The organism is Zoogloea sp. (assembly GCF_017302315.1).
Taxonomy (GTDB): Bacteria; Pseudomonadota; Gammaproteobacteria; order Burkholderiales; family Rhodocyclaceae; genus Zoogloea.
Genome location: NZ_JAFLDT010000016.1, coordinates 43933 through 58380, shown reverse-complemented (window position 1 = coordinate 58380; position 14448 = coordinate 43933). Strand labels below are relative to the sequence as shown.

The window sequence follows — 14448 nt, the reverse complement described above, 5'->3', positions numbered from 1 at the left end:
GCGCCACGCGCATCGACGCCGCCGCTGCCGGCCTGGGCGCCGGGGCCGGCAACACCCCGATGGAAGTCTTCATCGCCGTGGCCGACCTGATGGGTATCCAGACCGGCGTGGATGTGGCGAAGATCACTGACGTGGCCGAAGACCTGGTGGTGCCCATCATGGACTTCCCGATCCGCATCGACCGGGACGCCCTGACCCTGGGCTACGCTGGCGTGTATGGCTCCTTCCTGCTCTTCGCCAAGCGCGCCTCGGTGAAGTACGGCGTGCCGGCCCGGGACATCCTGGTGGAGCTGGGCCGCCGTGGCATGGTGGGCGGGCAGGAGGACATGATCGAGGACACGGCCATCTCCATGGCCAGGGCCCGGGGGGTACTGGCATGAAACTCGATCAAGCCACCATCGCCCGGCTCGCCGAGCACCTGGAGACCTGCGAGCTCGAAGCCCGGGACACCCCGAAGATCACCGACGAGTTTCCCGACATGGACTGGGAGGACGCCTACGCCATCCAGGACAGCATCAGGGCGCGCAAGCTTGCGCGTGGTACCCGCATCGTCGGCCTCAAGGCTGGCCTGACCTCCTACGCCAAGATGAAGCAGATGGGCGTTGAGACCCCGTGTTTCGGCTTCATCACCGACTACGGCTCGGTGCCTGACGGTGGCGAGGTGAAGGTTTCGGAACTCATCCATCCCAAGATCGAACCCGAAATCGCCTTCGTCATGAAGCGCGCCCTCAAGGGGCCGGGCTGCCACATTGGTGCCGTACTGGCGGCCACCGATTTCGTGATCCCCGGCATGGAGATCATCGACTCCCGCTATCGCGACTTCAAGTTCGATCTGAAGAGCGTCATCGCCGACAACACCTCGTCGGCCCGCTTCGTGATCGGCGGCCAGCCCCTGCCGGTGAGCGAAGTGGATCTGCGCACCGTGGGCATCGTGATGGAGAAAAACGGCGAACCGGTGGCCTTCGGTGCCGGCGCGGCGGTGCTGGGCCATCCGGCTGCCGCCATCGCCATGCTGGCCAACCATCTGGGTGCCCGGGGCGAGGAGATTCCCGCCGGGGCGCTGATCCTCTCCGGTGGCATTACCGAAGCCGTGGCCGTGGCGCCCGGCGACAGCATCACGCTGCGGGTCCAGGGCATGGGCTCCGTGTCGGTCCGCTTCAAGTAAATCCAGGGAGAAGAACATGCCGTTTGCACAGATCTACATGATCGAAGGACGCACCGAGGAACAGAAGCGGGCGGTCATCGAGAAAGTCACCCAGGCCCTGCACGAAGCCGTGGGCGCCCCCAAGGAGAACGTCCGGGTGTGGATTCACGATGTTCCCAAGGAGAACTGGGGTATCGCCGGGGTCAGCGCCAAGGATCTGGGCCGCTGACAACACCCGGGCCCGCGGGGTGAGGTAAGTCCTCCCGCGGGCCAACGAATGCGCCCCTATGAGAACTCCAGGCCAAGGCCATGGAGCAGGGCGGCTTTGCGCCAGAAAAACAGAAAGACTGGAGGAGACCCAGTGAACAAGACACAGATATGCCGCGCCCTGAGCGTGGCATTCATTGCGGCGGGGGCTGCCGGCCTCGCTGCTTGCACGGCCCAGGCCGACCTTTCGGCGGTGACGGCCGAGGCGGCCCGCCCGGTACAGCGTTACGACACGACCCAGGCCCTGGCCAGCAACGGCAAAATCGTCGTGGCCGGCACCCAAAGCGGAGCGGTGCTGGTGTCCGCCGACAACGGTCGTAGCTGGAAGCGGGAAATGCTGGGGGGGAGTTCCCTGATCGGCATCGCCGCCTGCCCGGACGGGCGCTTCGTGGCGGTGGATTTCTTTCGCAAGGTGTGGAGCAGCGACGCTGCCGGGGCCGGCTGGAAGGCTGTCTCCATTGACAAGCCGCGCACGCCTCTCGCCATTACTTGTGATGCCAAGGGCCGTTGGTGGGTGGCCGGCACCGGCGCTACCCTGGCCGTGAGCGTCGATGCGGGTACCACCTGGACGGTGACCGATCTGGCTGAGGACGCCCAGCTCACGGGCATCCAGATGGTTGACGAAACAGTCGGTTTCGCCACCGGCGAGTTCGGTCTGGTGGCCGTGACCCGGGATGGCGGCGCCACGTGGACACGCCAGCCGCCGATGCCCGAGGAGTTCTATCCCTACGCGGCCCTGTTCACCACTCCTGCGCGGGGCTGGGCCAGCGGTATTGCCGGGCAGATCCTGCACACCAGCGACGGCGGCCAGACCTGGACGCGCCAGACCAATGCCAGCCGGTCCCCGCTGTATCGGCTGTTCATGCACGAGGGTGTGCCCCACGGCGTCGGTGCCGGCGGTGTTGTGGCGCGTCTGGAAGGTGACACCTGGCGCACTGTGCCCTATCCGGACGCGGCGCCGGTCTTTCTCGGCGCAGGCGCATCCCTGCCCGAACAGCACGCCATCATCGTTGGCGGCCCGGGTGGCCTGCTGCGCGTGATCGGCACCCAGGCCGCCCAGGCTTCCTCCGCATCACCGGCCCTTGCGGCCCACTGAGACGCATCATGGTCAGCCAAACCCGCCACCGCATCACCCACGCCCTGCACCGGGCGGAAGAGTGGATCTTCGCCAACCCGAAGATCGTCCTTGCCCTCATCCTGGTCATCACCACACTGTTTGGTGCGGCCCTGCCGAAGCTGCGGATCTATTCCGACTTCGCCGACCTGCTGCCCCAGAACCACCCCTACATCCAGACCTACAACCGCCTGAAGGAGAATTTCGGCGGCGCCAACATGATCGTGATGGCGGTGGAAGTGGAGAAGGGCACCATCTTCAACGACGAGACCCTGGCCCTGATCCACCAGGCCACCCAGGGCGTGGACAACCTGCCCGGGGTGAACCACAACCTCGTCTCCAGCCTGACCCACCGCACTGCTCGCAAGATCTTCCTGGACGAGCAGGGGGGCTTTGCGTCCGAGTCCTACTACGACCCGGCCAAGACCACCCGCACCGTGGCCGAGCTGGAGCAGCTCAAGAAGGACGTGATCGCCAATCCGACGATCTTCGGCCTGCTGGTTTCGCCGGACCTGAAGGCAGCGCTGATCAAGGCCCAGCTCAACGAGGCGGACATCGACTACCCGAAGACCTTCGAGGCGCTGCAGAAGGTCCGTGAGTCCCTGAGCGTGCCAGGCCATACCATTCATGTCACCGGCAACCCGGTGCTCACCGGCTGGGTGTACACCTACCTCAACCAGATCGTCGAGATCCTGGCCTGGACCCTGGCCCTGATCACCGTGCTGCTGATCGTGTACTTCCGGCGTTTCTACGGCATCGCCTTGCCGCTGCTTGGGATTGCCCTGTCCACCATCTGGGGGCTGGGCTTCATGGCGGTGATGGGTATCAACCTGGAGCCCCTGTCCCTACCCATCCCCTTCCTCATCGCTGCCCGCGCCACCTCCCACGGAGTGCAGCTGGTCGTGCGCTATTACGAGGAGCTGGCCGTCGTGAAGAACGGCAAGAAGGCGGCGCGCAATGCGCTGGATGCCCTGTTCCGGCCGGGTTCCCTCGCCATCATCATCGACGCGGTGGGGATTGCCGTGCTGGTGCTGGGGGCTGCGCCCTTCAACCACAAGCTAGGTGTGGCGGCGGGCTTCTGGGGTTTCTCGGTGATCTTCACGGTGCACTTCATGGTGCCCCTGGCCCTCACCGTGCTGCCGGCCCCGAAGAACACCGTGAATGCCAACGAAGGGGTGCGCAACTTCCTGGGCGCGGCCATGGCCCGCACCGGAGGTACCGACGGCGGCGCTCGCAGCATCCTGCTGCTGACCCTGATCGGCGCCGTCGGCGGCCTGTACTTCGTGGGCAAGGTGCAGCTGGGTGAGTCGGAACCGGGCTCGCCGCTGCTCCACACCCATCACGACTACAACGTGTCCACCAAGGCCATCAACACGCGCTTCCCCGGCTCGGAAGAGCTGCACGTCTTGATGCGCACCGATGAGAAGGGCGGCATCAAGCGTCCCGAGGTGATGGCCGCCATCGAGCGCTTCCAGGCCCACATGCTGTCCGACCCGACCCTGGGCGGCGCCAAGGCCATTCCCGGTGTGCTGCGGGTGGTCAACAAGCTCACCCACAACGACGACCCGCGCTGGATGCAGGTGCCCGACACGGCCGACGAGGTGGGCGGCCTGATGTTCGCCTACATGGCCGCCAGCCCGATTCCCGGCGCCCTGAAGGAGTTCGTGAACGCCGACGAGAACGAGGCGAACATGGTCTTTTACTACAAGGACCACCAGGCCGACACCATCAACCGGGTGGTGGCCCTGGCCGAAGAGGGCAAGAAGAAGCTCGAGGCCGAGGTCAAAGGCATCCACATCGAGCTGGGCGGCGGCATCGTGGGCGTGACGGCGGCGGGTAACCAGGCCCTGCACACCGACCACATGATCATCATCCCCACCGTGATGATCATCGCCTTCCTGCTGGTGATGGTCTATTACAGCTCGGTCCACGCGGGCTGGCTGATGGTCCTGCCCATGCTCTTTGCCACCCTGATGACCTACGCCTACATGGGTGCAGCCGGCATCGGCATCAACGTCAACACCGTGCCGGTGATCGCCGTGGGTGTGGGGGTGGGCATCGACTACGCGGTGTATTTCATGGACCGCATCCGCGAGGAGTTCGCAGTGCTGCAGGACATCAAGCAGGCGGTGATCCGCGCCGTGGCCACCACGGGCTACGCGGTGTCCTTCACCGCCGTGACCCTGATTGCGGGCGTGGTGATGTGGATTTTCATGTCCGACCTGCGCTTCCAGTCGGACGCCGCCGTGCTCCTGTCTTTCATGCTCATCGTCAATGCCATCGCCGCGGTGCTGATCGTGCCGTCCTGGTGCGTGGTCTTCAAACCCAAGTTCGTCACGGCCGCCCATTACGACGAGGACGGCGTGCTGGAAACCTGATCAAGGAGGTATCAACGCGCGATTCAAGGGAGGGCGGCCGGGTGACGGCCGCAATCGACACAACCAAGGAGGAGACACCATGAAAAACAGATCAAGCCGGAAGACACCGGCGCTCAGCCTCACCGCCCTGGCCGTGGCGGCCGCCTTGCCGGCCTTCGCCCAGGACAACCTGCCCGACATGGGCAGCTCCAGCGAACCGTGGCAGGTGGACACCTACTACGAGAACCACACCGCCTTCCGTGGCCGCGATGACACGGGCAAGGTGGTCGGCCTGTCCAAGTTCCGCAACACCCTGCAGGTGGAAGCCGACAAGAAGCTCTCGGGCGGCTGGGTCTTCCATAGCGTCCTGCGCGGTAGCTGGGATGGCGTGTACCGCATGAACAAGGGCCAGTACGGCGAGGATGCGGGCGGCTCCATCGGCGCCCAGAGCACCCTTGGCGGCAACCTGACCGACGTACCCTGGGGCAGCACCTCCCCGGCCGGCCCGCTGGGCTATACGGCGGTGGCGGGCCTGGGCTATCCCGGTTCCGCGAACAATGCGTTCATGGATGCCTACCCCAACAGCCCCAACGAAGGCCTGCGTGTGCTGGGGGATCGCTGGCACAAGGTGAACGGCGGCGTGGCCTTTGCCACGCCGGTGCGCCCCTGCAACGTGGACAAGCGCGGCTGTACCGACTTCGGTGGCTATGGCGACAAGAGCACCAGCGACCTGGAGTTTCCGGAGTTCAACAGCCGCCTTGATTTCCTCCGCGAAGCCTACGTCAAGAACAGCTTCGACATCGGCGGCGGCCAGGAGCTCTTCCTGAAGCTGGGCAAGCAGCAGGTGGTGTGGGGCCGCACCGACCTGTTCCGCGTGCTCGACGTGATCAACCCCGTCGATTACTCGCGCAACAACATCTACGACGAGCTGCAGGACATCCGCATCCCCATGTGGATCGCCCAGGCCGAATGGCGCATGGGCGCGTCCGAATCCATGCAGGACCGCAACCTGCAGCTGATCTGGAACGTGGACCAGTTCCGGGCCAACAACCTGGGCCAGTGCGGCACGGCCAACGTGGCCCTGGATGCCGGCTGCTTCTTCCGCGGCATGCGCACCCTGTGGGACTACGGCGGCACGGTGTCCAACTTTGCCAACGTCGGCCCCGACACCTACCTGGCCACCAACTTCGGCCCGGGCCAGATCGGCATCGCCAATGTGAACCTGCCCAAGTGGAGCCTGGCCAACACCCAGATCGGCGCCAAGTTTGAAGGCGTGACCATGGGCGGGCTGAACTTCTCCCTGAACGCCCTGCATTACCGTTCCCAGCTGCCGTCGCTCCATGGGGGCAAGCGCGCCACCAACTCCTTCACCGGGCAATACCAGAACGCCTGGCCCTACCTGATCTCCTTCGACATGGAGTTTCCGCGGGTGAACCTGTTGGGCGGTTCGCTGGACTTCCAGTCAGAAGCGCTGGGAGCCGCCTTCCGCTTCGAGGGCGCCATGACCTGGGGTGAGGAGTTTGCGAATACCAACCGGGAGCAGCTCTACTCGAAGAACCGGGTGTGGCGCAGCGTGATCGGGGTGGACCGGCCGACCTTCGTGTCGTGGATCAATCCCCACCGCACCACCCTGTTCTCGGCCCAGTTGTTCTGGCAGCACATCTTCGACCACGAGCGTGAGAACGGCGGCGTCGGCGAGCGGGGCATTCCCGACTTCAAGGACAACGTGATCGGCACCCTGCTGATGAAGGGCTTCCTGGCGGGCGACCGCATCAGCCCGCAACTCATCATCGCCCGGGACTTCCGCTCCCGCACCCATGCCATCGCTCCGGCGCTGGAATGGAGCACCACCGACAAGCTCAAGTTCACCTTCGGTGCCAACTTCAAGGGCGGCTCCAACGGGGGCAATTCCTTTGACGACTGCCGCTCGTGCAACCCCTTCGCTCCCTTCACGGCCGGCACCTATCCGGGCGACCCGATGGTGGCCTACTCCCGCGGCCTCTCCGGCATGGAACCCCTGGGCCGCTTCCGTGCCGGCCCCATCGGCTCCGCCATCCGGGAAGACGAAATCTTCCTGACCATGCGCTACAAATTCTGATCGAGGAGACATCGACAATGAAGAAGACCATCATCGCCACCACGCTGGCCCTGTTTGCCGCCGGCGCTGTCCAGGCCGCTACCGAGGCCGACGTGGAAAACACCTTCAATCCATACAAGGGTGGCTTTCCGAAAGTAGCCGGCCTCAACGCGGGCACCGTGATCAACAAGGCCAATGCCGACCAGTTCAAGGACGCCATTCCGGCCGGGGTGTTCAAGCTGCTCAAGGAAGGCCAGTTCGAGATCAAGGTGGGCCCGACCACCCAGTTCGAGCTCTCGAAGGCTTACATCGAGGCGACCCGCAAGAACCTGGGCAAGGCCAAGCTGGGTCCCAAGAATGGCGACATCGAAGGCTATGTGGCTGGCCGGCCCTTCGTGGAAGAGCCCGATGCCAAAGACCCCCGCGCCGGCGAGAAGCTGGCCTGGAACTACAAGTACGGGGTGAACTGGGGTGACGGCGCCGCCATCTCCCCGTTCTACTGGAAGTACCGCAACATGCAGAGCGGCCAGGTGGAAAAGACCATCAAGTTCAATTTCCACTTCCTCAACTTCAAGCACCGGGTGAAGGATGCGCCGGTGCCCGAAGTGACGCCGAATCCGTCCGAGCTCTTCCGCGCCATCTACGTGAAGGCCCTGGATCCGCAGGATCTGAAGAACACCCAGCTCCTGATCCAGCGCTACGAGGATGACCAGAAGCTTGACGATGCCTACCTCTACCTGGGCTTCCAGCGTCGCGTGCGCCGTCTGGCAACCGGGCAGACCACCGATGCCTTCCTCGGCTCCGATCTGATGATCGAAGACTTCGAAGGCTACAACGGCCGCATCTCGGACATGAAGTGGACCTACAAAGGCACCAAGAACGTGATCCTGCCCATGTGGAACCACAACGAGCTGAAGCTGGCCGCCGACATGCCGGCCGAGTCCGACGGCTACAAGTACGTGAACTTCGGCGGGCAGGGCGGCTGCTTCCATGAAGGCACCTGGCAGCTGCGCAAGGTGTACGTGCTGGAGGCCGCGCCGGTCAACGCCAACCACCCGGTCAGCAAGCGCGTCTTCTATATGGACGCCCAGCTCGGCAACCTCAACGGCGCCAACGAGATCTACGACCGCAAGGGCGAGCTGTGGAAGGTCTTCATGGTCGGCAAGTCCCATCCGGACAGCCACCTGCCCATCAACAAGGGCTCCGGCATCGGCATCGACGACGCCTTCTCGATGGTGGACGTGCAAAGCAAGCACTGCACCACCGGCCAGTTCAAGGGCCAGGTCGATCCCAAGCTGAACCCGCCTTCCATGTTCCAGGTGCAGTACATGCGCGGCGGCGACTGAGCCTGATCTGAAATGTTGAAGTACAACGGCCGGTGAAGCGATTCACCGGCCGTTGTCATTGGGGCGCCCGCTGCGGGATCGCCGCAGAGCGTCAATTCGCACTGATACAAGCTCACGAGCGTAGATGCAATCAACTGCCGCGTGACCGGATCGTAGAGCGTCGCCCTGGCCCTGGCCGCTCGGTCAATGCGCGGAGCAAGTCATTGGCTGCACGATGGGTAGCAGCCCTCGCGTGTGCCGGCACGTGTCGGCGAGCGTGAAGGCGAGAAAGCCGAGCCGGATCGACCGGGGGCCGCGCAAGACTCGTCGGGGCTGGTGAGAGTCAGCGCCTTCAGCGGCATAGCCGCGCAGCACTTAGGAATGCCTCCAGCAGGGGCGTACAGTCCAGCAACGTGTTCCGCCCCGGGGTGTGAAACTCCGGATGCCACTGCACACCCACCACAAACGGATGGCTGGTGTGGCGAATCGCCTCGATTATTCCGTCATCGCGGGACAGCCCTTCAACCACCATGTCCCGGCCCAGACTGCGCACGCACTGGTGATGGATGGACACCACCTGACCACCCTCAGCAGAACCAAACCAGTGGGCAAAGCGCCCCCGTTCGGCGAAGTGTACCGGGTGGCTATGGCGGTCGTAGGCATCCGCCTCATGGCGGGCTGCGTCGACGAACTGACTGGGAATGTCCTGGTAGAGCGATCCGCCAAAGGCCACATTGATGAGCTGCATGCCTCGGCAGATCCCCAGGACCGGCTTGCCGGCCTCTACGAACTCGTGGAGCAGCTCCATCTCGTAGGCGTCCCGCACCCGGTCACCGGCCCATTCTTCGCGCAGCGGGGCTTCGCCGTAGGCTTCAGGGCTCACGTCGGCGCCGCCCTGGAGCACCAGCCCGTCCAGAAAGCCGGCGTAATCCCGCAGGCGGATGTTGCTGCGGTGAATGGGCCCGTCCTTAAGGATGGAGGGCACCATCAGCACCATCACGTCCCGGGCCATGACCCACTGGGCGATGGACTGTTCGAGAACCTGAAGGGTCTTGGACTCGATGCCGACGGCGCCGTCACGGGGGTGAAACAGACGGGCCGACAGGCCGATGCGAATGGTCTTGGTTCTGCTCATGGCGCCTCCGTCGTCGGGGTTGGGAAAGAGGGGGCACGGGAAAGCACCGCAGCCCTCGTCTTGCCTTTATGTATTGCTTTAAATTATATTGATACAAATATAATTAAGCCAAATCTTCCATGTCCCCCATCTTTGAGGATCTCGTGCTTTCGCCCTTGCTGCTGTTCGGCCTTTGCCTGCTGGGCGGGCTGACCAGTGGCGAACTGAGTCGGCGCCTGTTAAATCTGCCCCGAACCACGGGCTATGTACTGTGTGGCCTCGTGCTGGGCCAGAGCGGGCTGGGATGGATTGATCCCTACGTGTTGGGTTCTGCCCAGTTCTTCATATATCCCGCCCTGGGTCTGATCCTCTTCGAGCTCGGGCAGCGGGTTCCGTTTGAAGGCGGGCGGCTGGATCCGCAGCTGATCGCCCTGGGCTTGATCGAATCGGCGGTCGTCTTTGTCTTGGTAATGCTCGTCATGATCGGTCTGGGCTTCGGCGCTGCGGGAGGCGCTTTTGCCGCAGCCATCGCGGTCTCCACTTCACCGGCGATCACCATTGCAACCAGTAGTGACGTGGGTGGGGATGGGCCGCTGACCAGTCGCCTGTTCGGGCTGGTGGCCTTGAACGGTTGCCTTGCCTTTGCGGCCATTGATCTGATCCTGCCTTCGCTGGCAGAGAGTGGGGCAACGGAGGCCATGCCCGGCTACGGGCATGCGGTAGCCAGTATCGGCTTGTCGGTCGTGCTCGGAGCAGGGCTGGCCTTTGCCGCGCGCCAGGGGGCGCGCTGGCTGGGGCCGCAAGTCGAGCATCAACACCTGATGCTGCTCGGCTTGATTGTTGTGGGGACCGGCGTGCCCCTGAGTGTCGAGATGTCGCCGCTGATGAGCCTGCTGGCCTTTGGGGTGGGGGTGCGCGTGCTGGATCGGGCGCGGGAGGTGGTGGCCATCCGCATCGCGTCAGACGCTCGGGTCTTTCTGGTGGTGACCTTCGTGCTGGCGGGTGCGGCGCTTGATCTGGCCTTCCTGCGGACCCATTGGTCAACGGTGCTAGCGTTTGTGCTGACGCGCTTCCTCGCCCGGGGGCTGGCCCTGCAGCTGGCAGGCCCGACCTTCGGGCTGCCCCGTCGGGAGGCGGCCTGGACCGCCGTGGGGCTTCTGCCCATGTCCAGTGTTGCCCTCGTACTGTTGGGGGACGCTGGTGCCCTCGATGGCGGGATCGGGCCAGTGCTGAGCGGCACTCTGCTGGGGGCGATAGCCCTGATGCAGCTACTCGGGCCCTTATGCACCCAGGCGGCGATACGCGGCTTTGGTGAGGCCCGTCGTTACGTGCCAAGACTGGGCGTGGGCAGGGGGTTGATCCGCCGATGAGCAGCGTGCGCGCTTTCTGGGAGTCTCTGCAGGACAGACTCATGTTTCTCCCGCCCATGCCCGAACAGGCCGACCCGTTGGCCCTGATGGCCTTGTTGCTTGTTGCGGGGCTGTTGGCGGGAGAAGGCCTGTACCGTGTGGCAGGTCTGTCGCGCATTGTCGGCTACGTGCTGGCCGGGGCCCTTGCCGGGCCCGGGGCACTGAACTGGCTCGATGGCGAGACGCTGGCCCTGGCGCGACCGGTGGCCGATGCAGCCCTGGGCTTGCTCCTGCTGGAAACCGGGCGCAACCTGGATCTGGGCTGGCTACGGGCCAATCCGGGCCTGCTGCGTACCGCGGCGGCCGAATCAGGCCTGGCCTTTGCAGGCGTTTTTGTCTTCTCGTTGGCGGTTGTGGGTTTGAGCCCGGCGTGGAGCGCGGCCACCGCCGCCATCACCATGACCTCGGCTCCGGCGGTGGTGCTGCTGACCGCCGAGGAGTGCCGCGCCCAGGGGCAGGTGACGCAACGCACGCTGTTGCTCACGGCCATCAGTTGTGCCCTGGCCTTCGTGGTGTTCGCCTTGGTGCTGGGCCTGATCCACGCTGAAGAATCGGGGGACGGGCTCAACGCTTTCATTCACCCGATCTGGGTGCTGGGCGGAGGCGTGTTGATCGCCTTGCTGTGCGCGCGTCTTGCGCTGGGGCTGGCGGCCCGTTTGGAGACGGGCGGTGCTGGTCAGGTCTTTGTGCTGGTGGCAGCGGCCCTGCTGGCCATCGGGCTCGCCCGCATGGGGGCGGTGCCGGTCTTTCTGAGCCTGTTCTTGATGGGGGTGGCAGTGGGGCAGCTCGACCGGAACCGGGTTCTGGCCTACACCAGCCTGCCCCAGGGGCACTGGATCCTGGCCATCGTGCTCTTCGTGGTGACCGGTGCCATGTTGCCCCTCGGTCAGGCTACCGGGCTGATGCTCCTGCAGGCGATTGGACTGCTGGTTGTGCGCGGGCTCGCCAAGTTCATCGGAGTGATGGCCACCGGGCGGGAGGACTTGTCGGCGCAACGTCGCCGTTTGTTGGGCCTGGGCGTGCAACCCCTGTCGGCAACCGCCGTTTTCATGGCCGCGGAGCTGGCAGCCTTCTACCCCGAAGTCAGCGTCCAGGCTTTGTTGTTACCCCTGCTGGCTGCGGCGTTGATGGAGTTCATCGGGCCGCAGCTATGTCGCCGGGCCTTTGTCCTGGGCGGCGAGGCAGCCCTTCCCAACCGTGTGCCGCCTCCATGAACGCCTTCGCCAACCTTCCCTTTGCCTCCAGTCGGCCCCTCACCCTGGGGGTGGAGCTGGAACTGCAACTGGTCTCGCCGCGGGACTACGACCTGACCCGGGCCGCCACCGATCTGCTTGGTAGCCTGCATCACAACGGCAGCTGTGGAGATGTGAAGCTGGAAATCACCGAAAGCATGATTGAGGTGAATACCCATCCGCGACAGGACGTGACCGCCATCGCCACCGACCTGGAGGGGCTGCGAGAGCTGCTGGTCGAGCATTGTCGGCGCAACAACGTGGTCATCTGCGGAGGCGGCACCCACGCCTTCCACCGTTGGCCGGAACGCCGGATCTGCCCGGGCGAGCGCTTTGCATTCCTCAACGAGCGCTATGGATACCTGAGCAAGCAGTTCACGGTGTTTGGTCAGCACATCCACATCGGCGTCACCTCCGGGGACGAAGCGATCTGGCTGACCCACGCCCTCAACATGTACGTCCCGCACTTTGTGGTGCTGTCCGCGTCGTCGCCCTATGTGGATGGAGCGGATACGGCCTTCGATTCGGCGCGGCTCAACGCCGTGTCGGCCTTTCCCCTGTCGGGGCAGGCGCCGGACGTGCGCGACTGGGCGGCCTTCCTCGAGCACATGGCGGTGCTGCAGGCCTGCGGCGTGGCCGAGAGCATCAAGGATCTGTATTGGGACGTGCGGCCCAAGCCGGAGTATGGCACCGTCGAGGTTAGGGTCTGTGACACGCCCCTCACGGTGGACCGGGCCACTGAGCTGGCTGCCTTTGCCCAGAGTCTGGTCCGCTGGTTGCTACGCAAGCGCCCGCCCATCGATCCGCCGCTGCAGAGCCTGGTTGCACGCTACAACAAGTTTCAGGCTTGCCGCTTTGGCTTCGACGCCGAGCTTGCCGACCCCCTGGCACGCTGCAAACGACCCATCGCAAAGGCCCTCGCCGAGCTCCTGGACAGTCTGATGGAGGATGCCCGGGATCTGGGCTGCAACAGGCAGATCGAAGCCCTGCGCCGACAGGTCGAAAGTCGGCAGAGCGACGCCCGCCTGCTGCGTGGGCTGGCCCGCAGTGTCGGCAGCCTGAACGAGCTTACCCGGGCGGCCTCCGAGCACTTTGCCAAACCCTCCCGCTATCACCGCCATGACTGATCTCGCTACCAGCCTGCTCCGCTTTATTCCTGGCTGCGTCTTGTGTGCAGCCCTTCCACTGCTGGCAGCGGAGACGTCCTGTCGTATCCAGCGCAGTTTGCCCCCGCCCCTGGAGGGGCAGTCTGTTGTTGGCGCAGAGGACTGGCTGCGTCCGGGCAACTTGCGCTTCGGGCTGGCCCATCCGGCCAGCTTCATGCCCGGAAGCTGGATCGATCCCCCCACGCCTACCGAGCGCAGGACATCGCCTGCCCGACTGATCGACATGGACCGAATGCAGGTCAAGGATCCCGCCGACGGGGCTGCGCGCAGTCTTCGGTATGTGCTTGAGAACCGTATCGATGCGGACGGCGTGCTGGTTCTAAGACGGGGTAGGGTAGTGCTGGACTATCGGCGTACCGGGTTCGATCCTGGCGCTCCGCGGCTACTCCTGGAGGCCACTCACCCCATCTTGGCAATGATGGTGGTCAAGGCCTCGGCTGAGGGTTTGGTGGACCGGCGCAAGGCGATGGATCGAGTGCTCCCTGAACTGGGCGGCAACAAGGGGCTGGGCAAGCTCTCCCTTACCCGCTTGCTGCATGGCCGGACCGGGTTTGAATGGACTGACGAGGAGCGGACCCGATGGCGCAAGGAAGCGGGGTGGGTGCCCGGTGGCAGCGTTGGTGTCCGGGCCTGGCTGGCAGGCCGGAGCCCCTGGCCCCGCAGCACACTACCCGTTAGCGATCCGCCCTCCGGAGCGGAAAACGAGCTCTTGTTGTGGGTGGCTGAGAAGACCACCAAGAAGCCCGCAAGTCAGCTGCTTTGCGAACTCCAGTCCGGCATCCGGGCGCAGGATGCTGCCTTCTGGGCCAGCGATGGGCGAGGTACGCCTCTGGCGGATGGTCTGGCCCTTAGTCTGCGGGACTTTGCCGCCCTCGGACAGGGGCTGCTGGAGGTTCGGGCACGCCCGGGAAGACACTCGCTGGTTCCTGCTTGGTTCGTCGAAACTGTCGCCGGCGTCGGCTCGTCTGCCCATGGCTTGCCGGCCCCCTGGCGAGGTCTCGGGGAGGACGGTAGCTGGCAATACCGCTTTGTCCACCCCGGGGGGGCGGGGCGCAGAACAGCCATTCTTGGTGCCTTCGGAACGAGTCTATACATCGACTTTGATCACGCCACCGTGGTGGCGATCTACGCTACCCACCCGGAGCGCAGCTCGCCGCTGCTGATGGCGAGTCTCCGACGGACGTGGGATGCGTTAGTGCATACCGGTGGGGCGAGAGAGGGGTCTTGAAGCCTGCAAACTTGG

11 protein-coding genes and 1 pseudogene are annotated in these 14448 nt (G+C 64.8%); 11 read left to right on the top strand and 1 reads right to left on the bottom strand.

The window, feature by feature from the left end; all coding sequences use genetic code 11:
* From J0L98_RS07635 to J0L98_RS07605, 7 genes and pseudogenes are all read left to right on the top strand, one after another.
* Nucleotides 1-380: pseudogene (locus J0L98_RS07635) on the top strand (4-hydroxy-2-oxovalerate aldolase); the annotation flags it as partial.
* Entirely contained in the window at nt 377-1165 is a 789-nt protein-coding gene (gene dmpH, locus J0L98_RS07630) for a 2-oxo-3-hexenedioate decarboxylase (protein ID WP_296411047.1), read from the top strand. The pseudogene J0L98_RS07635 and the gene dmpH, both read left to right, overlap by 4 nt.
* Entirely contained in the window at nt 1074-1373 is a 300-nt protein-coding gene (locus J0L98_RS07625; RefSeq protein ID WP_296403531.1) for a 2-hydroxymuconate tautomerase, read from the top strand. The genes dmpH and J0L98_RS07625 overlap by 92 nt, the downstream gene beginning before the upstream one ends.
* A 132-nt stretch (nt 1374-1505) precedes the next feature.
* Nucleotides 1506-2507 carry a YCF48-related protein gene (locus J0L98_RS07620; RefSeq protein WP_296411046.1) on the top strand — a complete coding sequence of 334 codons (1002 nt, stop codon included), beginning with the start codon at nt 1506-1508 and terminating at the stop codon, nt 2505-2507.
* Nucleotides 2508-2515: 8 nt separating this feature from the next.
* Nucleotides 2516-4903, top strand: coding sequence for an MMPL family transporter (locus J0L98_RS07615; RefSeq protein ID WP_296411045.1), 2388 nt, complete (start codon nt 2516-2518; stop codon nt 4901-4903).
* A gap of 79 nt (nt 4904-4982) precedes the next feature.
* Nucleotides 4983-6980 carry a DUF1302 family protein gene (locus J0L98_RS07610; protein WP_296411044.1) on the top strand — a complete coding sequence of 666 codons (1998 nt, stop codon included), beginning with the start codon at nt 4983-4985 and terminating at the stop codon, nt 6978-6980.
* A gap of 17 nt (nt 6981-6997) precedes the next feature.
* Nucleotides 6998-8305, top strand: a complete 1308-nt coding sequence (locus J0L98_RS07605) for a DUF1329 domain-containing protein (RefSeq protein ID WP_296411043.1) — start codon at nt 6998-7000, stop codon at nt 8303-8305.
* Between the two features lie 331 nt (nt 8306-8636).
* On the opposite strand, the gene J0L98_RS07600 is transcribed toward J0L98_RS07605, so the two are convergent.
* The gene (locus J0L98_RS07600) at nt 8637-9419 is read right to left on the bottom strand and encodes a type 1 glutamine amidotransferase (protein ID WP_296411042.1); all 783 of its coding nucleotides are present in this window, start codon (nt 9417-9419) and stop codon (nt 8637-8639) included.
* Nucleotides 9420-9538: 119 nt separating this feature from the next.
* Here J0L98_RS07600 and J0L98_RS07595 point away from each other — a divergent pair, with 119 nt between their 5' ends.
* Genes J0L98_RS07595 through J0L98_RS07580 form a run of 4 tightly spaced genes read left to right on the top strand, consistent with a single transcriptional unit; the run spans nt 9539 to nt 14433 of the window.
* Complete coding sequence (locus J0L98_RS07595; RefSeq protein ID WP_296411041.1) at nt 9539-10768, top strand: cation:proton antiporter; 1230 nt, start codon at nt 9539-9541, stop codon at nt 10766-10768.
* Between the two features lie 41 nt (nt 10769-10809).
* A complete protein-coding gene (locus J0L98_RS07590) occupies nt 10810-12021 on the top strand; it encodes a cation:proton antiporter (RefSeq protein ID WP_296411040.1) in 1212 nt (403 codons plus the stop codon).
* Nucleotides 12018-13166 carry a YbdK family carboxylate-amine ligase gene (locus J0L98_RS07585; protein ID WP_296411039.1) on the top strand — a complete coding sequence of 383 codons (1149 nt, stop codon included), beginning with the start codon at nt 12018-12020 and terminating at the stop codon, nt 13164-13166. Before J0L98_RS07590 ends, J0L98_RS07585 begins: the two co-directional genes overlap by 4 nt.
* Entirely contained in the window at nt 13159-14433 is a 1275-nt protein-coding gene (locus J0L98_RS07580; RefSeq protein ID WP_296411038.1) for a hypothetical protein, read from the top strand. Before J0L98_RS07585 ends, J0L98_RS07580 begins: the two co-directional genes overlap by 8 nt.
* Nucleotides 14434-14448: the final 15 nt, after the last annotated feature.

Excerpts from the sequence above, each read along its gene's own strand:
- J0L98_RS07610 (WP_296411044.1), top strand. The coding sequence starts at position 4,983 with ATGAAAAACAGATCAAGCCGGAAGACACCGGCGCTCAGCCTCACCGCC.
- J0L98_RS07580 (WP_296411038.1), top strand. The coding sequence starts at position 13,159 with ATGACTGATCTCGCTACCAGCCTGCTCCGCTTTATTCCTGGCTGCGTC.
- J0L98_RS07595 (WP_296411041.1), top strand. The coding sequence starts at position 9,539 with ATGTCCCCCATCTTTGAGGATCTCGTGCTTTCGCCCTTGCTGCTGTTC.
- J0L98_RS07590 (WP_296411040.1), top strand. The coding sequence starts at position 10,810 with ATGTTTCTCCCGCCCATGCCCGAACAGGCCGACCCGTTGGCCCTGATG.
- dmpH (WP_296411047.1), top strand. The coding sequence starts at position 377 with ATGAAACTCGATCAAGCCACCATCGCCCGGCTCGCCGAGCACCTGGAG.
- J0L98_RS07600 (WP_296411042.1), bottom strand. The coding sequence starts at position 9,419 with ATGAGCAGAACCAAGACCATTCGCATCGGCCTGTCGGCCCGTCTGTTT.
- J0L98_RS07615 (WP_296411045.1), top strand. The coding sequence starts at position 2,516 with ATGGTCAGCCAAACCCGCCACCGCATCACCCACGCCCTGCACCGGGCG.
- J0L98_RS07605 (WP_296411043.1), top strand. The coding sequence starts at position 6,998 with ATGAAGAAGACCATCATCGCCACCACGCTGGCCCTGTTTGCCGCCGGC.
- J0L98_RS07585 (WP_296411039.1), top strand. The coding sequence starts at position 12,018 with ATGAACGCCTTCGCCAACCTTCCCTTTGCCTCCAGTCGGCCCCTCACC.